The sequence below is a fragment of the Isoptericola sp. NPDC055063 genome (assembly GCF_053608125.1).
The window spans coordinates 220,578-240,300 of record NZ_JBSGUW010000001.1; the positions used below are offsets into that span (position 1 = coordinate 220,578).

19 protein-coding genes are annotated in these 19,723 nt (G+C 75.2%); 7 read left to right on the forward strand and 12 right to left on the reverse strand.

What is annotated here, in order from left to right:
• The first annotated feature begins 792 nt into the window (after positions 1-792).
• The gene (locus tag ACWF41_RS01000; protein ID WP_380319185.1) at positions 793-2,007 is read left to right on the forward strand and encodes a hypothetical protein; all 1,215 of its coding nucleotides are present in this window, start codon (positions 793-795) and stop codon (positions 2,005-2,007) included.
• Here ACWF41_RS01000 and ACWF41_RS01005 read toward each other — a convergent pair.
• Positions 1,961-2,623: an MOSC domain-containing protein gene (locus ACWF41_RS01005; RefSeq protein ID WP_380319188.1), complete on the reverse strand. Its 663-nt coding sequence runs from the start codon at positions 2,621-2,623 to the stop codon at positions 1,961-1,963. The genes ACWF41_RS01000 and ACWF41_RS01005 overlap by 47 nt on opposite strands.
• A gap of 82 nt (positions 2,624-2,705) precedes the next feature.
• Here ACWF41_RS01005 and ACWF41_RS01010 point away from each other — a divergent pair, with 82 nt between their 5' ends.
• Positions 2,706-4,073: an NAD(P)/FAD-dependent oxidoreductase gene (locus ACWF41_RS01010; RefSeq protein ID WP_380319191.1), complete on the forward strand. Its 1,368-nt coding sequence runs from the start codon at positions 2,706-2,708 to the stop codon at positions 4,071-4,073.
• On the opposite strand, the gene ACWF41_RS01015 is transcribed toward ACWF41_RS01010, so the two are convergent.
• The 4 genes from ACWF41_RS01015 to ACWF41_RS01030 form a co-directional block, all read right to left on the reverse strand.
• A complete protein-coding gene (locus ACWF41_RS01015) occupies positions 4,045-5,457 on the reverse strand; it encodes an amino acid permease (protein WP_380319194.1) in 1,413 nt (470 codons plus the stop codon). The genes ACWF41_RS01010 and ACWF41_RS01015 overlap by 29 nt on opposite strands.
• Positions 5,458-5,606: 149 nt before the next feature.
• Positions 5,607-7,262: an ABC transporter permease gene (locus ACWF41_RS01020; RefSeq protein WP_380319197.1), complete on the reverse strand. Its 1,656-nt coding sequence runs from the start codon at positions 7,260-7,262 to the stop codon at positions 5,607-5,609.
• Complete coding sequence (locus ACWF41_RS01025) at positions 7,259-8,266, reverse strand: ABC transporter ATP-binding protein (RefSeq protein WP_380319200.1); 1,008 nt, start codon at positions 8,264-8,266, stop codon at positions 7,259-7,261. Before ACWF41_RS01025 ends, ACWF41_RS01020 begins: the two co-directional genes overlap by 4 nt.
• A complete protein-coding gene (locus ACWF41_RS01030) occupies positions 8,263-8,943 on the reverse strand; it encodes a TetR/AcrR family transcriptional regulator (RefSeq protein WP_380319203.1) in 681 nt (226 codons plus the stop codon). The genes ACWF41_RS01025 and ACWF41_RS01030 overlap by 4 nt, the downstream gene beginning before the upstream one ends.
• Positions 8,944-9,124: 181 nt before the next feature.
• On the opposite strand from ACWF41_RS01030, the gene ACWF41_RS01035 reads away from it, so the two are divergent.
• Positions 9,125-10,396 carry an APC family permease gene (locus ACWF41_RS01035; RefSeq protein ID WP_380319206.1) on the forward strand — a complete coding sequence of 424 codons (1,272 nt, stop codon included), beginning with the start codon at positions 9,125-9,127 and terminating at the stop codon, positions 10,394-10,396.
• A gap of 55 nt (positions 10,397-10,451) precedes the next feature.
• A complete protein-coding gene (locus ACWF41_RS01040; RefSeq protein ID WP_380319209.1) occupies positions 10,452-10,892 on the forward strand; it encodes a pyrimidine dimer DNA glycosylase/endonuclease V in 441 nt (146 codons plus the stop codon).
• A 14-nt stretch (positions 10,893-10,906) separates the two neighbouring features.
• On the opposite strand, the gene ACWF41_RS01045 is transcribed toward ACWF41_RS01040, so the two are convergent.
• Genes ACWF41_RS01045 through ACWF41_RS01070 form a run of 6 tightly spaced genes read right to left on the reverse strand, consistent with a single transcriptional unit; the run spans position 10,907 to position 16,085 of the window.
• Positions 10,907-11,830: a prenyltransferase gene (locus ACWF41_RS01045; RefSeq protein ID WP_380319212.1), complete on the reverse strand. Its 924-nt coding sequence runs from the start codon at positions 11,828-11,830 to the stop codon at positions 10,907-10,909.
• On the reverse strand, positions 11,830-12,165 hold the full coding sequence (locus tag ACWF41_RS01050; protein WP_380319215.1) for a lycopene cyclase domain-containing protein: 336 nt from the start codon (positions 12,163-12,165) through the stop codon (positions 11,830-11,832). Before ACWF41_RS01050 ends, ACWF41_RS01045 begins: the two co-directional genes overlap by 1 nt.
• On the reverse strand, positions 12,162-12,509 hold the full coding sequence (locus tag ACWF41_RS01055) for a lycopene cyclase domain-containing protein (RefSeq protein ID WP_380319218.1): 348 nt from the start codon (positions 12,507-12,509) through the stop codon (positions 12,162-12,164). Before ACWF41_RS01055 ends, ACWF41_RS01050 begins: the two co-directional genes overlap by 4 nt.
• On the reverse strand, positions 12,506-14,119 hold the full coding sequence (gene crtI / locus ACWF41_RS01060) for a phytoene desaturase family protein (RefSeq protein WP_380319260.1): 1,614 nt from the start codon (positions 14,117-14,119) through the stop codon (positions 12,506-12,508). Before crtI ends, ACWF41_RS01055 begins: the two co-directional genes overlap by 4 nt.
• 5 nt (positions 14,120-14,124) lie before the next feature.
• The gene (locus ACWF41_RS01065; RefSeq protein ID WP_380319221.1) at positions 14,125-15,066 is read right to left on the reverse strand and encodes a phytoene/squalene synthase family protein; all 942 of its coding nucleotides are present in this window, start codon (positions 15,064-15,066) and stop codon (positions 14,125-14,127) included.
• Entirely contained in the window at positions 15,063-16,085 is a 1,023-nt protein-coding gene (locus ACWF41_RS01070; RefSeq protein WP_380319224.1) for a polyprenyl synthetase family protein, read from the reverse strand. Before ACWF41_RS01070 ends, ACWF41_RS01065 begins: the two co-directional genes overlap by 4 nt.
• A gap of 116 nt (positions 16,086-16,201) precedes the next feature.
• Here ACWF41_RS01070 and ACWF41_RS01075 point away from each other — a divergent pair, with 116 nt between their 5' ends.
• Positions 16,202-16,729, forward strand: coding sequence for a MarR family winged helix-turn-helix transcriptional regulator (locus ACWF41_RS01075; RefSeq protein WP_380319227.1), 528 nt, complete (start codon positions 16,202-16,204; stop codon positions 16,727-16,729).
• 261 nt (positions 16,730-16,990) lie between these two features.
• Positions 16,991-18,484, forward strand: a complete 1,494-nt coding sequence (locus ACWF41_RS01080; RefSeq protein WP_380319230.1) for an SDR family oxidoreductase — start codon at positions 16,991-16,993, stop codon at positions 18,482-18,484.
• Positions 18,485-18,500: 16 nt separating this feature from the next.
• On the opposite strand, the gene ACWF41_RS01085 is transcribed toward ACWF41_RS01080, so the two are convergent.
• Positions 18,501-18,830: a hypothetical protein gene (locus ACWF41_RS01085; RefSeq protein WP_380319233.1), complete on the reverse strand. Its 330-nt coding sequence runs from the start codon at positions 18,828-18,830 to the stop codon at positions 18,501-18,503.
• A 71-nt stretch (positions 18,831-18,901) separates the two neighbouring features.
• Here ACWF41_RS01085 and ACWF41_RS01090 point away from each other — a divergent pair, with 71 nt between their 5' ends.
• Complete coding sequence (locus ACWF41_RS01090) at positions 18,902-19,639, forward strand: VOC family protein (protein ID WP_380319236.1); 738 nt, start codon at positions 18,902-18,904, stop codon at positions 19,637-19,639.
• Positions 19,640-19,723: the final 84 nt, after the last annotated feature.

Here is a 19,723-nt window from a genome sequence, read left to right on the forward strand (position 1 = left end):
CTCGGCACCCTCCGCCCGCGGACCGCCGGACGGCGCCGGGCCTCGACCGGCGTCGACGGGACGACGTTCGACATCGACCGGACGCCGTTCGGCGCGATCGACGAGGTCTGCGCCCGGCCCGTGGCCTGCCACCCGCCCGCGGTCCGAAACCTGCACGCGGTCCGCACCCCGCTCACGGCCCGCACCGCGTTGGTGGTCTGCACCGCGCTGGTGGTCTGCACCGCGCTCGGCGCCGCCACCCTGCTCGACACCGCCCTCGCACCCGAGCTCGAGCACCGCACGTGCCGGCGCCCAGCGCAGGCCGACGCCCCCGAGGTCGGCCGCACCGCCGACATCGGCCAGGCCGTCGACATGGACGAGACCGCCGACCAGACCGGCGAGCTCCCGTTCGAGGACCGTCGCGCGCACCGCCGTGACGAGCGGTGCGCGCGAGGGGTAGGGCTCCGGCGCGGCCGGGGCACGGGTCGCGCCGGAGCCAGGTGCCCGAGGACGACGGTGGGCGGCCGCGGGCGGTGCGGTTCTCGCCTCGTCGTCTTCGAACATGTGTTCGACCCTAGCGGTCCCTGCGCACCTCCACAAGGGGAAGCGCGCGACCACCGCGCCCCGTGTCCTGCGACGTCCACGAGCCCTCGACGAACCGGTCGACGGCGCCGCCCCGCGAGGCGGCCCACCCCCGGGGGCGCACCACGTTTCCCGTGCGCGGGGGATCCCGTTCCCCCGCCCGGGGGAGGCTCCGGACACCGCCCCGGCGGGAGCGTGGGAGCACACCCACCCACGACCGGAGGCAGCACGATGACCAGCCCGTCCACGTCCCCAGACCTCCCTCGGCCGGACGTCCCGCCCCGCGCCGAACCACCGCACACCCAGCCTCCGCACACCCACCCTCCGCGCACCGAGGCTCCGCCTGACCGCAGGCTCGCGGCCGCCGCGCTCACGGCGTCGGGCGCCACCGCGGCCATGCTCGGCTGGTTCGTCGCGCGGCCGGACCTCGACCCCCTGCTCCCGGACGGGCGCATGCTCGGCGCGGAGCTCGTCCCCGCGGCGTCGCTGGTCCTGGTGCTGCTCGCGTCGGCGCTGCTCGGCGTGGTGGTCGCCGCGGCCGCGCTCGCCGGCCCCACCGCCCGCGCGGCCGGTCGCCTCGTCGCGCCGGTCGGCGTCCTCGAGGTCGTCGTCTTCGGCCTCCTCGCGCAGGGGTCGGGCACGCTCCCCGCGGCCGGCTACCTCGTGTCGTTCGCCGTCCCCCTCCTCGCCCTGTGGGCGGGCGTCCAGGTGTTCCGCACCCGCCCGGCATGGCGGCTGCCGCTCGCCCTCGCCGCCGCGCTTGCCGTCGTCGGCGTCGTGGTCGGCCGCGACGCGTTCGCCACCTGGTGGGGCGAACTCTCGTCGGGGCTCGGTCGCGAGCCGTGGTCCGTGCCGTCCGTGCTGCTGCCCCTCGCGACCGCGGCGGCCTGGGCCGGGCTCGTCGCCGTGCGCGCCTGGCAGCGCGGCTCGCTGCGGACCGCCACCGCCTGGGTGACCCGGCACCGGACGCTGTTCACCGTCGTCGCGGCGCTCGGACCGCTCCCGTACGCCCTCGCGCGCCTCACCTGGCTGACCCCGTGGCCGCAGTTCGCGGGCCCCGCGGAGGACCTGACCCTCCCGGTCCGGATCCAGGGCCTGTCGCTCTCCTCCGGCGCCTGGCTCGGCATCGTCCTCACGCTCGGCCTGATCCTGCCGTGGGGCGAGCGGCTGCCGCGCTGGTTCGGCCGCCGCGCGGGACGTCCGGTGCCTCCCGCGGCCGCCATCGTGCCCGGCGGGATCGTCGCTGTCATGCTCTGCGGTGCGGCCGTCCCCATGATCGTGATGATGGGGTGGGCCGGGGCCCTGTACTTCCCCGCCTGGTTCTGGGGCCCCGCGCTCGCCCTCGCCGTCTGGGGGTACGCCGGACATCGGTACGGCGTCCTCGATCCCGACGTCGGGGTCAGCCCCGCAGCGCCTGCTCGGCCCGCTCCCGCATCTCGTCGCTGAGCCGCAGCTCGCCGTCGTCGTGGGCCACCAGGAGCGTCTTCGCAACGTCGGCGAGCTCGGCCGCGCCGTCCAGCCGGTTGTAGGCGCCGAACCAGTCGGCCACGGTGACGCCGTGCGCCGGCCGGCGCACGACCTCCACCTCGTCCCCGGCGCCCAGGTCGCCGTTCTCGACGACGCGGAGGTACGTGCCGGTCCGGTTCGCCTGCGTGAACCGGCGCACCCAGCGCGGCGGCGAGCCGAGGCGGCGGGCGAACGTCTGGCAGGGCGTGCGGGGCTGCGTCACCTCGAGGAGGGCCGAGCCCACCCGCCACCGCTCGCCGACGACGGCGCGGCTCACCTCGAGGCCGCGGGTACGCAGGTTCTCGCCGAACAGGCCGGGCGTGACGTCGTACCCCAGCTCGGCGGCCCACGCCTCGGCGTCCTCCTGGGAGTACGCGTACACCGCCTGGTCGAGTCCGCCGTGGTTGGCGCGGTCCGCCTGGACGTCGGCGTACAGCCCGTACGGGCGGGCCTTGACCCGCCCCTCGACGGGGCGCTTGTCGATGGCGGTGACGCCCACGGTCCCGGCGTCGGGCAGGAGGGCGTGGACGCGGCAGACGGCGAGGAGATCGGGCACGGGCCCATCGTCCCAGGCCGGACGGCGCACCTCACACCTCCGGTGGCGGGCTGGCGGGTCGTCGGTCACCTACCGTGGTCCTGTGAGCGAACGCACCGACCTTCCCCATGTCGTCGTCGTCGGCGGAGGGTTCGGTGGTCTCGCGGTGGTGAAGGCCCTCGCGAAGGCGCCCGTCCGGGTCACGCTGGTCGAGCGGCGCGTGTACAACACGTTCCAGCCGCTGCTGTACCAGGTCGCGACCGGCGGGCTGAACCCGGGCGACGTCACCTACTGGCTGCGCGGCCTGCGCCTCAAGCAGAAGAACCTGCGGGTGCTGCACGAGCACCTGGTGGGCGTCGACCACGACGCCCGCACCATCCGGCTCGCCAACGACGAGACGGTCTCCTTCGACTACCTCGTGCTCGCCAACGGCGTCACCGTGAACTTCTTCGACACGCCCGGCGCCAAGGAGAACGCGCTCGGCATGTACTCGCGGTCGCAGGCGCTGCGCATCCGCGACCAGCTCTTCATCCGGCTGGAGCGATCGGCGTTCACCCCCGACACCGACGACGGCCTGCGCGTCGTCGTGGTGGGCGGCGGCGCCACCGGGGTCGAGGTCGCGGGCGCGCTCGCCGAGCTGCGCACCGCCGGTCTCGCGCCGGCCTACCCCGAGATCCACGGCGACGCGTTCGAGATCACCGTCGTGCAGCGCGGCACCGAGCTGCTCAAGTCGTTCCACCCGAGCCTGCGCGAGTACGCCGCGAAGGAGCTGGGGCACCGCGGGGTGAAGCTGCACCTGGGGGCCGGCGTCGCGGAGGTGCGGCCGGACGCCGTCGTGCTCACCGACGGCACGCGCATCCGCGCCGACCTCACCGTGTGGTCCGCGGGCGTGGGTCCGCACCCCGAGGTGGACGACTGGGACCTGCCGCGCCGCAAGGGAGGCCGCATCGCCGTCGGCCCGGACCTGCAGGTCGAGGAGCGGCCGGGCGTCTTCGCGATCGGCGACATCGCCGAGACGCCGGACTGGCTGCCGCAGCTCGCCCAGCCCGCCATCCAGGGCGGCCAGCAGGTGGCCCGCAACATCCTCGCGCTGCTCGAGGACAGGGCCACCGAGCCGCTGAGCTACCACGACAAGGGCACGATGGCGGTCATCGGGCGCCGGGCGGCGATCGCCGAGCTCACCCTGCCCGTGACGTCGAGGATGCTGCGGCTCACGGGCGGGTTCGCGTGGCTGGTGTGGCTGTTCGTGCACATCATGTCGCTCGTCGGGCCCCGCAACCGCGTCACGACGCTCGCCGGCCTGGTGACCCGGTACGGCTTCCCGTTCCACCGCCGCCCGATCCCGATCGTCGGCGACGTGCCCACCATCCGGCCGTCGAAGCCGGACGCAGGCCCGACGGAGCCGTCGAAGCCGGACGCAGGCCCGACGGAGCCGTCGGGGCCTACGGAGCCGAGCGCGCCCGGCGCGTGACGGCGTAGACCGCGAGGATCACGACGACCAGCCCAGCCGTGGCGGCGAGCTGGGCGCGCGCGGCCGGGTCGGACAGCATGAGCCCGGCGAGGGCGACGAGCCCGGCCAGCGTGACCCACGTGAGGTACGGGAACGCCCACATCCGCAGCCGCAGGGGCTCGCCGGCGCGGGCGGCGTCGGCCTCGAGCCGCGGGCGCAGGCGCAGCTGCGAGACGGTGATGAGCAGCCACACGACGAACAGCGCGGAGCCGACGGCGTTGAGCAGGATCGTGAGGATCTGCGCGGGCAGCAGCCAGTTGAGCAGCACGGCGACGACGCCGAAGAACACCGACACGAGCACGGCCACCCACGGCACCTCCCGCCGGGACACGCTGGTCGTGGCGGCGGGCGCGTCGCGGCGCTGGCCGAGGGAGAAGAGCATCCGCGAGGTGCCGTAGACGTTCGCGTTGAACGCGCTGAGCAGCGCCAGCACCACCACGACCTCCATGAGCCGCGCGCCGCCCTCGAACCCGGCGAGCTGCAGCACGGAGACGAACGGTGAGGCGAGGGCCGCGGCGTCGTCCCAGGGGATCAGCGCGACGATGATCGCGACCGAGCCCACGTAGAACAGCAGGATGCGCCACACGATGGTGCGGGTGGCGCGGGCGACGGCGGTGCGCGGGTCGCGGGCCTCGGCCGCGGCGATCGCCACGATCTCGATGCCGCCGAACGCGAAGACGACGGTGAGCAGGCCCGCGGCGATCCCCGCCCAGCCGGCGGGGGCGAAGCCGCCGTGCTCGGCCCAGTGACCCAGCACGCTGCCCGTCACGGGGATGACGCCGACCACGACGAGCACGCCCACGACGAGGAACGCGAGGATCGCGGCCACCTTGATCGCCGCGAACCAGAACTCCGACTCGCCGAACTGCCGCACACCCACGAGGTTGATGCCGCCCAGCACCACCACGACCGCGGCCGCCACGGCCCACTGCGGCACGTCGGGCCACCAGCCGCTGACGATGCCCGCGACGCCCGTCACCTCGACGCCCAGCACCATGATCAGCGTGAACCAGTACAGCCAGCCGAGCAGGAACCCGGCCCAGCGCCCGAGCGCCGCCTCCGCGTAGACGGAGAACGAGCCCGACGCGGGCAGCGCGGAGGCCATCTCCGCGAGCATCCGCATCACGAGGACGACGAGCGCACCCGCGATGGCATAACTGACCAGGACGGCCGGGCCCGCCGTCGCGACGCCGACGCCCGAGCCCAGGAACAGGCCCGCCCCGATCGCGGAGCCGAGGCCCATCATCGTCAGGTGGCGGGTGCGCAGGCCGTGCGCGAGCTGGGTGCCCGAGGCCGTGCCGGGCTGCTCGTCCGCCGTCGTGCCGGGGTCCGTGGGGGTGCTCACGGCCGACCACGCTAACCCGCCGCCGCGAGTTGTCAGGACCGGGACCACGAATACCCGCACGTGGCCCTGACAACTCCCGGGCTTCAGACAGTCGTCAGGGCCAGGGCCACGAGAACGTGAACCTGGCCCTGACAGCTCGCGGAGCAGCGCTACTTGGTCGCGACGTCCCGGCGTCGGAAGCCGACGAACGCGAGCACCAGCAGCACGACGGCGACGGCGCACAGCCCGCCGACGTGGCCCCAGTCGACGTCGCCGGAGAGCGAGTCCGGCACCCACCAGAACGGCGAGATCTTCTGCGCCCACTCGGGGATGTGGAACAGGCCTGCGAACAGCGCGACGACGATCGACCACTCGAGCAGCACCCACGAGAGCGTGGCCGCCCGCGGGGCCCACGCGAACACCACCGCCGCGAACCCGACGAACACCGCGAGCGCCGGCAGGTACAGCAGGCCGGCGCCGAGGATGTCGGTGAAGGACGGCGAGTCCAGCCCGGTGAACACCGCCCCTGCCGCACCCGCGGCGACGCCCACGACGAGGACGACCACTGTGGCGGCCGAGCTGATGGCGAGCGTGGCGCCGAGCCATCGACCCCGCGTGACCGGCGTCGCGAGCACGTACTCGGCGCGGCCGGCGTCCTCCTCCGCCTTGGCACGCAGCATCGCGACGATGCCGTAGACGGCGGCGCCGAGGGCGGCGTAGAGCACGATGATGCGCAGGAACCCGGCGACGGGGTCGCCCGCACCGAGGACGGACGCGTAGACCGGGTTGTCCTGGAGGGTCTTGGTCAGCTCGGGCACCTGGGACGCGACGGTGCCCATCGCGAGCCACATGATCCCCAGCCCCAGGGCGGTCCACAGCAGCGCCATCCGCTGCTGCACCCAGGCGAGCGCGGTGGGCGAGCGCAGGCTGTCCAGGGCGTCGGCGCGTCCGGGGCGGTCGGGCACGAGCCCGGCCCCGAAGTCGCGCCGAGACGCGAGGGACGACGCCGCGAGCAGGAGCAGGACGATCACGACCACGCCGATGGCCGCCGGCCACCACCGCAGGTCGACGAACGCGCGCATCTGCTGCGCCCACCCGATGGGCGAGAGCCAGGACGCCCAAGAGCCGCCCTGCTCCTGCATGTTGCCGATGGTGCCCACGGTGAAGGTCGCGCCGAGCACGGCCATCGACAGGCCCGTGGACCCGCGCGAGTGCTCGGTGACCTGGGCGGCGACCAGCGCGACGGCGCCGTAGGTCAACGCCGCGACGGCGATGCCGACGGTCATGCCGAGCGCGTTCGTGACGTCGAGGTCGTTGGCGGCGAGCACGGCCGCGGACAGCACCGCGATGACGGCGTTGACGACCACCACGACGAACAGTGCCGCGACCACCGCGGCGTGCCGCCCGACCGCGGCGGCGCGCACCAGCTCGGACCGGCTGGACTCCTCCTCGGCGCGGGTGTGCCGCACCACCTGCAGGATGCTCATGACGGCGAGCGCGATCACCACCCAGAGGGTGAGCTCGTTCGCGAGCGCCGGACCGACCGTGTAGTGGTCCGTGCCGTAGCCGGGGCCCGTCATGGCGACCATCGCCGGCGACGACACCAGCGCGGCGCGGACGGCCTGCCCCTCGGCGTCGTCCAGCATGGTGGTGTACTCCGGCAGCGACCCGAGGTACAGCAGCGGGATGCCGAGGCTCCAGACCAGCAGGCGCACCCGGTCGCGACGCAGGATGAACCGCACCAGGCTCCACGTCCCGGTGAGCGTGGAGCCCCCGCGCACGGGTTCGGCCCGGCGCACCGGCGGGGCGGCGGTGACGGCGCTCATCGCGCACCCGCCTTGCTCCGGGCGCCGCTCTTGCTGGGGGCGCCGACCGGGACGCCGTCGGCCGCGAGCTCGTCGCCGTAGTGGCGCATGAAGAGCTCCTCCAGCGACGGCGGCTGCGCGGTGAACGAGTGCACGCCCAGCGCGCTGACGGCGGGCAGGACGCGCCCCATCTCGGCGTTGTCGACGTCGAAGGTGACGCGGGTGCCGACGCCGTTCTCGGTCGTGGCGAGGTCGTGCACGCCCGCCATCGTGGCGATCGCGGACGGGTCGCGGTCGACGACGGCGGTGACGGCCGAGCGCGTGAGGTGGCGCAGGTCGTCGAGCGTGCCGGACTCGACGTCGCGGCCGCCGCGGATGATCGTCACGGTGTCGCAGACCTTCTCGACCTCGGACAGGATGTGGCTGCTCAGCAGCACGGACGTGCCGGCTTCCTTGGCCTGCCGCACCTGCTCGGTGAACACAGCCTCCATGAGGGGGTCGAGGCCGGATGTCGGCTCGTCGAGCACCAGCAGGTCGACCTGCGAGACGAACGCCGCGACGAGCGCGACCTTCTGGCGGTTGCCCTTGGAGTAGGTGCGGGCCTTCTTGGTGGGGTCGAGCTCGAACCGCTCGAGCAGCTCGGCCTTGCGCTTCTTGTCGGGCTTGCCGCGCAGGCGGGCGAGGTAGTCGATGGCCTCGCCGCCGGTGAGGTTGGGCCACAGCGACACGTCGCCGGGGACGTACGCGAGACGCCGGTGGAGCGCGACGGCGTCCCGCCAGGGGTCGCCGCCGAGCATCCGGACGCTGCCCGAGTCGGAGCGCAGCAGGCCCAGCAGCACGCGGATCGTGGTGGACTTCCCGGCGCCGTTCGGGCCGAGGAAGCCGGCCACCTGGCCGTGCTCGACGGTCAGGTTCAGCCCGTCGAGGGCCTGGACGGAGCCGAAGGACTTGCGCAGGTCGTGGATCTCGACCGCGGGCGTGGCCGCGGTCCGGGCAGCCTGGGTGGCTGAAGCCGTGGTGGTCATGGTTCCTCTTCGTGGTCGTGGGGGGTTCCGTCGGCGGGGGGCTGCGCGCCCTCCGGCGGGTCCGGCACGTACAGGAGATAGTCGTCGAGCATGCGACGAGTGGTGAGGAAGCCCTCGGTGAAGAGCTCGAGCATCGGCAGGTACAGCTCGTTCATGAAGCGCCGCATCGCGGCGGTGACGTCCTCGGGGTCGTGCGGCGGGTCGAGCGTGACCGACAGGAGCATCGCGCCGAGGGCGGAGTAGACGAGGTAGCGCACCCGCGCGGCCTCGTCGCGGCTCGGCGTCACGACGCCGTCGCGCACCGCCTCGGCGGTGTACTCCTCGGCGTCGGCGATCATGTGCTCGGTGAACTCGCGGCCCACCGCGCCGCCGGCCTGCAACGAGCGCAGCACGTAGGCGACGAGCGGGGCGTACTGGTCCGCCGCGGAGAGCACCTGGAGCAGGTTGCCGCCGGCGGCCCGCCCGATGGAGTCGCGCTTGACGTCGCGGATCCAGGCGAGCACGTACTCGTCGCAGGCGAGGTGCAGCTTGTCCTTGGACCCGAAGTGGTGGATGACGAGCGCCGCGCTCACCCCCGCGTCCGCGGCGATCGCGCGCACGGACGCGCCGAACCCGGAGCGCGCGAAGCGGAGCATCGCGGCGTCGAGGATCCGGCCGCGCGTGGTGCCGTCGGGCACGGGCACGAGCGGCCCGCGGGCCTCTGCCGGGTCCGTCGTCGGCTCCTCGGGAGCGGCACGCCCTGAGGGGGCGGCATCTCCTGAGGAAACGGCATCCACTGAACGCATGTTCAACAGACTAAACACGTGTTCAACCAGTGCGCAAGATCCCTCGCGGGGGCCCGCACGGCAGGATCGACACGTGACCCAGCTCGCGCGCCGCCTCGGCACCGCCGACGCCGTCGTGATCGGCCTGTCCTCGATGATCGGGGCCGGCGTGTTCGCCGCGTTCTCCCCCGCCGCCGCGGCCGTGCTGCCCGCCGGGACGGGCGCCGCGCTGCTGCTCGCCCTCGCGGTCGCGGCGGTCGTCGCGTACGGGAACGCGACGTCGTCCGCGCAGCTCGCGGCCCAGTACCCGGCGTCCGGCGGCACCTACGTGTACGGCCGCGAGCGCCTGGGGCCGTGGTGGGGGTTCCTCGCCGGCTGGGGGTTCGTCATCGGGAAGACGGCGAGCTGCGCGGCGATGGCGCTGACGTTCGCCGCGTACGCCGCCCCGCCCGGGTGGGAGCGGCCCGTGGCGGCGCTCGCCGTCGTCGCGCTGGCGGCCGTGAACTACCGCGGAGTCACCCGCACCGCGCGGCTCGCCCGGTGGATCGTCGTCGTCGTGCTGCTCGCCCTGGCCGTGACGGTCGCCGTCGCGCTCGCCACCGGCTCCCCCGACGTCGCACGCCTCAGCGGCCGCGACGCCGGGACGGACGGCACGACGACCGCGGGCTGGTACGGGGTGCTGCAGGCTGCGGGCCTGCTGTTCTTCGCCTTCGCGGGGTACGCGCGCGTCGCGACGCTCGGCGAGGAGGTGCGCGACCCCGCCCGCAGCATCCCGCGCGCGATCGTCGGGGCGCTGGGCGGCGCCGTCGTGATCTACGCGGTCGTGGCGGTCATGCTGCTCACGGTGCTCGGCCTCGCGGGGACGGCGGCGGCCCCGGCGCCACTGGCCGCGGCGGTCGCCGGGACGCCGTGGGCGGGCGTCGTCGTGCAGGTCGGAGCGGCGGCCGCGTCGCTCGGCGCGCTGCTCGCCCTCGTCGCCGGCGTGGGCCGCACCGCGCTCGCGATGGCGCGCGAGGACGACCTGCCGCGGTCGCTCGCCGCCGTGCACCCCCAGTTCCGGGTGCCGCACCGGGCCGAGGTGGCCGTGGCCGTCGTCGTGGTCGCGCTGGTGCTCACGGTGGACCTGCGGGGCGCGATCGGGTTCTCGTCGTTCGGCGTGCTCGTGTACTACGCGGTGGCGAACCTCGCCGCGTGGACCCAGAGCGCGCCGCACCGCCGGTACCCGCGGGCCCTGCAGGTCGTCGGGCTGGCCGGGTGCGTGGTGCTGTGCGCGACGCTGCCCGTCGCCGCGGTGCTCACCGGCGCCGCCGTGCTCGCCGCCGGGCTCGCGCTGCGGTGGGCGCGGCTGCGGCGCGACGCGGCCTGACCCCGCGCGATCCACTCGGCGCCACGTGGCACGTGCCACGTGCCACGATGAGCCGGTGCGTCTGTGGTCCCTGGCCCCCGACTACCTCGACCGGCAGGGCCTGACGGCCTGCTGGCGCGAGGCGCTGCTCGCGCAGGCCGTGCTCGCGGGCCGCACGCGCGGCTACCGCAACCACAGCCAGCTGGTCCGCTTCCGCGCGACCCCGGACCCGCTCGCGGCCGTCGGCGCGTACCTCGCCGCCGTCGCCGACGAGGCCACCGACCGCGGGTACGCGTTCGACCGCGCCCGCATCCTCGAGGCGCCCCGAGCGGACCGGCCCGTCCCCACCCTGCCCGTGACCGAGGGGCAGCTCGCGTTCGAGCGCGCGCACCTGCTCGCCAAGCTGCGGGCGCGCACCCCGGAGCGGGCGGGAGCGCTGGCGGACGCCGACGCCGTCCGGACCCACCCGCTCTTCACGACCGTCCCCGGCGAGCGCGAGGAGTGGGAGCGCGGCTGAGCCGCACGACAACCTCAGAGCCAGCCCAGGGCGACGGCCATGAGCAGCTGCGTGACGAGGAACCCGGTGACGAGGTTGAGCCACAGGAATCGCCGCCATCCGGCGTGGGCCTCCTCGCAGCGGGGGTCGGGGAGGCTGCGGTAGGGCGCGATGCTCACGACGTACGGCGCGACCAGGACGGCGGCCCACGCGACGGGTGGGCCGCCCAGCAGGAGCACGACGCCGGCGGCGAGGTAGAGCGCCATCGCCCCGCGCACGGTGCGGGCGGCGCCCAGCCACGTGGCGACCGAGCCGATCCCGGCCGCCCGGTCCGCCTCGACGTCCTGCACGGCGCCGAACGCCTGCGACGCCATGCCCCAGAGGAAGAACCCGGCCAGGGCGGCGAGCACGGGCCCGGTGAGCGTGCCGCCCGCCAGCGCCAGCCCGAACACGGCGGGGCTCACGAAGTGCGTGCTCGACGTGGCCGAGTCGAGCACCGGCCGCTCCTTGAACCGCAGCCCCGGCGCGGAGTACGCGACGACGGCGAACACGCTCACCGCAAGGACCGCCGTGGACGCCACCGACCCGACCACGACCAGATAGACGAGGAACGGGACGTTGCTCAACACGGCGGCCCGCACGGTGAGGCGGTGCCAGCGGCGCGACAGCACGACGCCCTCGATGCCGCCCTTGCGGGGGTTGCGCAGGTCCGACTCGTAGTCCCACACGTCGTTCAGGCCGTACATCAGCAGGTTGTACGGGACGAGGAAGTAGAGGGTGCCGACCACGAGCTCCGACACCCCGACGCGCCCGGCGCCGCTGGCCATCAGGTACGCGGCCGCGAACGGGTAGGCCGTGTTCACCCAGCTCACGGGCCGCGACGAGCCCAGCACCTGGCGCCACGCCGCGGCCGCTCCGGACGCCGTCCCCGACGTCGCCCCGGTCTCCGTCCGCGTCATCACTCGCCCCTCTGTTCGGCGCGCGCCCCGGCACGCCCGCCGTCCCCGGCCAGCGCCCACAGCGCGGGCAGCAGCAGCGCCGCGACGACCGGCCAGGCGAGGTCCTCGACCGGCGTGAGCCACAGCCGCACGCCCAGCAGCGCCGTCTCGCCGTACCGGAACAGGTCGGCCGCGATCATCAGGCTGTCGAAGACGACCGTGAGCGCCACGAGCGCGGCCGCGGCGAGCGCCGTCGCCGCCCACCAGCGGGCGCCGAGGCCCCGCACCACGGTCGCGACGAGCGCGACGACGAGCGCCCCCACGACGGCGGCCACGGCGAGTCCGGCGTACGTCATCGCCCCACCCCCGGTCGGGCGAGGCCGCGCCGCACCAGCCCGTGCAACACGAGGGCGAGGTAGCAGAGGAACAGCACGAAGAAGAGCTCCTCGAGGGGCAGGTGCGGTGCGAGCTCGACGCCGACCGTCGTGCCCGCGCCGCCGCGGGAGTAGAAGCCGTGGGCGATGGCGACGGCGTCCCAGGCGAGGAAGAACACCGTCCCCGCGAGGAGCACCGCCGCGGCGCGCCCCGGGTGCGCGGACCAGAGCACGAGGCGCGCCCTGCGGTCGACGAGCGCAGTGCCCGCCAGGGCGCCGAGCAGCAGCCCGAGGTAGAGGAACGAGGTCCCAGTCAGGGCGATCACTCCCCGGGGTGGAGGGCCGGCCGGGTCACGGGGAGCGGGTCGGCACTCGTGTCCCCGCGGACCCGCTTGACGGCGAGCTCGGCGCTGATGAGGCACATGGGCAGCCCGACGCCCGGGATGGTGGAGCCGCCCGCGTGGAGCAGGCCCGCGACCTTCCGCGACCGGTTCCCCGCCCGGAACATCGCGCTCTGGCGCAGCGTGTGCGCGGGGCCGAGCATGCCGCCGGACCAGGACGAGAGGTCGGCGGCGAAGTCGCCCGGACCGACGGTGCGCCGCACCACGATCCGCTCGCGCAGGTCCGGCACCCCTGCCCAGGCCGCCACCCGGTCGATGGCGGCGTCCGCGACGGCCTCGACGGCGGCGTCGCCCGTGCCGTCCTCGCCGCCGCGCCCGAGCCCCGGGTCGGCGGGCACGGGGACGAGCAGGAACAGGTTCTCGTGCCCCGGCGGGGCCACGGAGGGGTCGGTGCGCGAAGGTGCGCAGACGTACACGGACGCCGGGTCGGGCACGCGCCCGGCGGCGATCGCGCCGAAGTTCTCCTCCCAGTCCGCGGCGAAGAACAGCGCGTGGTGCGGCAGCTGCGGCACCCGGCCGCGCACGCCGAGCATCACCAGGACGCCGCCGGGGCCGGGGTCGCGGCGCGACCACCAGCCCGGGGAGCGGTCTCGCAGGTCGGGCGGCAGCAGGTCGGACTCGACGTGGTGCAGGTCGGCGGCGGTGACGACGACGTCGGCCGGGGCATGTCTCGCCGTGCCGGCGGAGTCCTCCCACCGCACCCCCGTGACCGACGCCCGAGGACGGCGCGGGCCGGGGACGGGGAGTCCGGTCCGCACCACCCCCGGCGCGGCCCCGACGGCCGTGGTGGTGATCGCGGTCGCCCGGGCGCGGGTGCGCAGGGTGACCCCCGCGCCGACCGCGAGCGACGCGACCGCGTCGACCACGCGTGCGAACCCCCCCAGCGGGTAGCGCACGCCGCCGTCGAGATCGAGGGCGCTCATCAGGTGGTACATGCTCGGTGCCTTGCCGGGCGACGAGCCGAGGAAGACCGCGGGGTAGCCCAGCACCTGCCGCAGGCGCCGGTCCCGGAAGCTCGCCGACACCCGCCGCTCGAGCGACGTGCCGAGCAGGGGCACCAGCCGGTGCCACCGCGCCGCGACGTCGCGGTGCGCGAACGGCCGCCACGACGCGAACGTCGTGTACAGGAAGTGCCGCAGGGCCATGTCGTAGGTGTCGTGCGCGGAGTCGAGGTAGCGCTCCAGCCGCGCGCCCGCCCCGGGCTCGATCGCCTCGAACGCCGCCACGTTGGCCGCGCGGTCCGGCGAGACGTCGAGGGACCGGTCGTGCCCCTCGAAGAAGACGCGGTACGCCGGGTCGAGGCCGACGAGGTCGAGCTCGTCGTCCGCGGTGGTCCCCATGAGCCGGAACCAGTGGTCGAAGACCTCCGGCATGAGGTACCACGACGGCCCCGTGTCGAACCGGAAGCCGTCCCGCTCCCACGACCCTGCGCGGCCGCCCACGACGGCGTGCCGCTCCAGGACCTCCACCTCGTGACCGTCGCGCGCGAGCAGGCCCGCCGTCGCCAGCCCGGCGATCCCCGCCCCGACCACCACGACCCTCACCGCAGCACGTCCTTCACGAGGACCCCGGCCACCACCCTCGCCTTGACCGGGCCGGGGACCCGTACGCGCTCCCGCCGGATCGTGGCGGCCGGCATGGCCCCGAGCCGGCGGGACAGCTCCGCGAACAGGTCGTGCGCGACGCGCACGGCTCGGCGCGAGGTCCGAGGGAGCCTGTCGATCGCGACGGACGCGGCCGCGAGGTCGGCATCGACGTCGGCGAGCAGCCGGTCCCGCGCGGCGTCGTCGAAGGCGTCGACGTCGAGGCCCGGGAAGTAGGAGCGGCCCCGCTCGTCCACATCCTCCGCCAGGTCGCGCAGGAAGTTGACCTTCTGGAACGCCGCCCCGAGCCGGGCCGCGCCCGGGGCCAACCGGTCGTAGGCCGCGTCGTCCCCCGCGACGAACACCCGCAGGCACATCAGGCCCACCACCTCGGCCGAGCCGTGCACGTAGGCGGCGAAGCTCGCCTCGTCGTGGGCGGTGACGGTGAGGTCTGCCCGCATCGACGCGAAGAACGGCGCCACCAGGTCGTCGCCGATGCCGTACCGCCGCGCCGTCCGCGCGAACGCGTGCACCACGAGGTTGCTGCTGCGCCCGCACGCCGTCGCACGGGCGACCTCGCGCTCGAGGTCGTCGAGCAGCGCGGCGCGCGCCTCGGCGCCGAGGCCTGGGCGGACGTCGTCGACGATCTCGTCGGCGACGCGGACCAGCGCGTACACCGACCGCACCGGGTCGCGCACGGCGTCGCCCAGCAGGCGGCAGGCCCAGCCGAAGGACGAGGAGTACGCCCGGATGACGACGGCGGCGCTGCGCACCGCGACGGCGTCGTACAGGGCGTCGGCGGCGGGGACGGCAGGAACGGCCGGACCCGCGGCAGTGCCGGCGAGGACGGGGTCGCAGCCGGTCGCGGCGGGCCGGGGGGCGGCCGGGACGGCGCTCATGCCGCGCTCGGGGAGTCGTCGGGGACGGGTCCGGCCACGCGGGCGGCGAGCGCACCGAGGCCGAGGTCCTCGCCGAGGCCGACGGCGTCGCGCTCGAGGGCTCTCGCCAGCGCCTCGACGGCCGCGCGGGCGCCGCAGGCCTCGAGCAACGCCCGCGCGCGGTCCAGCTCGGGCTCCGTCGCGTCGGGGTGGCCCAGCACCGTGCTCAACTCCTCCCACGCCCACGTCCCGCGCGCGAGCGCCACGAGCGGGGTGCACTTGCCCTCGCGCAGGTCGGACGCGTTGCTCTTGCCGGTCTCCGCCGGATCGCCGAACACGCCGTCGAGGTCGTCCCGGAGCTGGAACGCGACGCCCAGGTCGCGCCCGAGGCGCCGGACGCCGTCGTCGAGGTCCTCGCGGCCCGCGAGGATCGCGGCCGCGCGCAGCGGGAGCTGGAAGCTGTACACGGCCGTCTTGCGCTCGGCCGTGATCAGCACCTCGTCGAGGTCGGCGCAGGAGGAGCCCAGGCTGAGGCGGACGTCCGCGAGCTCGCCGTCCGCCGTGAGGTGCATGGCCTCGTCCAGGACGTCGAGGAGGAGCTCGGTGGTCGCCGGCGCCGCCCCGCACAGCGCGACCGCCCGGACGGCGGCGGCGAGCGCCAGGTCGCCGGCGAGGATGCCGGCCGCCGCGCCGTAGTCGCGGGCATGCCCGGGGTCCACCCCGGACTCGAGGGCCTGAGCGGCGTGCGTGCCGGCCACGTTCGGGCGGCCCCGGCGGGTGTCGGCGCCGTCGATGACGTCGTCGTGCACGAGGAACGCGTGGTGGAGCAGCTCGACGGCGGCGCCGACACGCACCGCGACCTCCCGCGGCTCGGGCGGCGCCGCACCGGCGAGGGCGTCGTAGGCCTCCAGGAGGATCCGCGGCCGCAGCCGCTTGCCCCCGCGGCTCGTCCCCCGCAGCGCGCCCCACAGGAGGGTGCCGCCGCGGCGGTCGCCCGCGGCGAGCAGGCTCTCGACGGCTCCCTCGACGGTGCCATCCACGCCATCCACGCGATCGACGGCGTCGGGGGTCGGGTGCGGCACGGTCCACCTCCTGATCGGCAATATATCTAGCCTAGCAAGATACTAGCCATAGGAGGTAGTCGTATGATGGGCGCGTGACCGAGGCACCCGGGGACGGCTCGTCGTACTGGTACGGGACGCAGGACGCGGAGCCGCGCCGCCTGCTCGAAGCCCTGCGCGCCTTCCGGCGCTCCGACGAGTCGATGCGGCGCCGTGCCGGCCGCGACATGGGCATGAACCTCACCGACCTCCGCGCCCTCCAGCACGTCATCGCGTGCCAGCAGCGGGGCGACCCGGCCACGCCGCGCGGGATCGCGGAGTACCTCGCGATCTCCACCGCCTCCACGACCAAGCTGCTCGATCGGCTGGTCGCGTCGGGCCACCTCGAGCGGCACCCGCACCCGTCCGACCGCCGGTCGGTGGTCGTCGTCGCCTCCGCCGCGGCGCACGCCGAGGTGCGCGAGCGCCTCACCCATGTGCACGACCGCATGCTCGAGATCGCGCGGGCCGTCCCCGCGCACTGCCGCCCCGCCGTCCGGGGGTTCCTGCTCGCCATGGCGGCGGAGGCCGAGGCGGAGGCCGACGACGCGGCCGGCACCGTCGTCGGTGAGACGTCCGACTGAGCGACGTCCGACTGAGCGACGTCCGACTGAGCGACGTCCGACTGAGCGACGTCCGACTGAGCGGCGCCTCTCCTCAGTCGCGCGGGGCCCCGGCCGGGCGCACCCGCAGCACGACCGCCGCGCCGAGCACGACGCCGCCGCCGGGCTCGCGCCTGCGCCCCACGATGCGATCGCCCGCCGAATGTTGCTAGCCTGGCTAGCAACTTGTCGAAGGCCGGGTCCGCGCGTCCGGCCCGACACGCACGAGAGGCAGGTGGGCACATGCCGTCCGGACCGCCGTCCGACGCCCTCGTCCTGGTCACGGGGGCGACCGGCTACATCGGCGGGCGCCTCGTGCCCGAGCTCCTCGCCGCCGGGTACCGCGTCCGTGTGCTCGCCCGGCACCCCGATCGGCTCACCGCCCGCGAGTGGGCCGACGCCGTCGACGTCGTGACCGGCGACGCCGGCTCCCGCGACGACCTGCGCCGCGCCCTGGACGGCGTGGAGGTGGCGTACTACCTCATCCACGCCCTCGGAGCCGGGCCCGGGTTCGCCGACACCGACCGCCGCACCGCCGCCGGCTTCGCGTCCGCCGCCGCCGAGGCCGGGCTGCGCCGCGTCGTCTACCTGGGCGGGCTGTACCCCGACACCGACGACCTGTCGCCCCACCTGCGCTCCCGCCGGGAGGTCGAGGAGATCCTGCTCGCCGGCGAGGTGCCCACCGTCGTGCTGCGGGCCGCCGTGATCCTGGGCTCCGGGAGCGCGTCGTTCGAGATGATGCGCTACCTCACCGAGCGGCTGCCGGTGATGGTCGCGCCGCGGTGGATCGACAACCGCATCCAGCCCGTCGCCGTCCGCGACGTGCTGCGCTACCTGGTCGGGGCCGCGTCGATCCCCGCCGAGGTCAGCCGCGGGTTCGACATCGGCGGCCCCGACGTCCTCACCTACCGCCGCATGATGCAGCGCTACGCCGCCGTCGCCGGGCTGCGGCCGCGCGTGATCGGCGCCGTCCCCGTGCTGACGCCGCGGCTCGCGAGCCTGTGGGTCGGGCTCGTCACCCCGGTGCCGCCGGCGATCGCCCGCCCCCTCGTCGGGTCGCTGGTGCACGAGGTCGTGGCGCGCGACCACGACATCGTCGCGTACGTCCCCGACCCCCCGGGCGGGCTGATCGGCTTCGACGACGCGGTCGCCCTCGCGCTGGCCAGGATCCGCGACCTGGACGTGCGCACCAGCTGGAGCTCCGCGTCGACGCGGGGGGCGCCGTCCGACCCGCTCCCCGACGATCCGGACTGGGCCGGGGGCAGCCTGCTCGTCGACGACCGGGCGCGCGAGGTCGACACCACGCCCGAGTCGCTGTGGTCCGTGATCGAGGGGATCGGCGGGGCGCACGGCTGGTACTCGTGGCGCCTCGGCTGGGTGGCGCGGGGCCTGCTGGACCGGCTGTTCGGCGGGCCCGGCCTGCGGCGCGGGCGCCGACACCCGCACCGGCTCGAGCCCGGGGACGCGCTCGACTGGTGGCGCGTGGAGAAGGTGGTGCCCGGACGGCTGCTGCGCCTGCGGGCCGAGATGCGGCTGCCCGGCCTCGCCTGGCTGGAGCTCTCCGTCGAGGACGGTCCCGACGACCGGCCCGTGTTCCGCCAGCGCGCGATCTTCTCGCCCCGCGGCCTGCCCGGTCAGCTCTACTGGTGGGGCATCAGCCCGTTCCACGGCGTCGTGTTCGGCGGGATGCAGCGCAACATCGCCCGCGCCGCGCACGAGCACGCCGTGTCCGCCTGACGGCGCCCCGGGGCGGTCAGTGCCGGGCGCGACGCGCGCCGAGCGGGCCGCCGAAGACCATCGAGATGCCGATGACGTAGCCGACGTCGTACCAGTTGCCGTTGTTGTGCACCTCGTACACCGACACCGAGTCGGTGAACAGCGACACGACGAACGTGACCGGCAGGATCATGCCCTGCCACAGGCCCCACCAGAACCCGTACGGGCCCTGCCCACCGATCGTCGACGTGTCGACGCCCGGGTTCGGTCCCGCGGCGCACGCGCCGAGGAGCAGGAGCGCCACGCCCGCGACGACCACCGTCGTCACGACGCGCGCCCGCCGGTCGGTGGGCTGCTGCCGGTCCATGCGACCCACGATCGCACCGGCCCGACGGCGTCGCGCGGCGAGCGTCGGTGGGTCGCGGGAGGGTGGACGGCATGAGCGACGAGACGACGCCGACGAAGGTGGCGACCCTGGACGCCGTGGTGTTCGACACCCCGGACACGCGGGCGGCGGCCGAGTTCTGGCGCGAGCTGACCGGCGGCAAGGTGGCCGAGGGGTACGGCGGGGACTGGATCGACGTGCACACCCCCGACGGGTGGAAGCTCGCGTTCCAGCCCGCGCCCGACCTGGTGGCGCCTCAGTGGCCCGGGCAGGAGCACCCGCAGCAGCTGCACCTCGACCTGCGCGTGCCCGACGTCGCCGCCGCCGTGGAGCGCGCCGTCGGGCTCGGCGCCACGGTGCTGCGGGAGAACCCCGAGTGGACCACCCTCGCCGACCCGGCGGGGCACCCCTTCGACCTGTGCCACGCCGCCGACAACGACGGGCTCACCGTCATGGGCGTGACCTTCGACGTCCCCGACGCCTCCGCGGCCGCGGCGTTCTGGTCCGGCGTCCTCGGCGACCCGGTGGTGTACGACGCCGAGGGCATGGCGATGCTCGGCGGCACCAAGGCTCTGCTGTTCCAGCAGGTGGAGGGCTACCGGCCCCCGCACTGGCCCGACCCGGCGCACCCGCAGCAGCTGCACCTCGACCTCGTCGTGGGGCCCCGGACGCTGGACGACGCGGAGGCGGCGGCGCTCGCGGTCGGCGCCGAGCGCCTGCCCGGGGGCGAGGACACGTTCCGGGTGTTCGCCGACCCCGCCGGGCACCCGTTCTGCCTCTGCCGGTCCTGAGGCACCAGTCCTGACACACCGGTCCGCGGCACCGGCCCCGACCCGAGGCGCCGACCCGCCGGGCAGGCGCTTTCCACGAGGTGC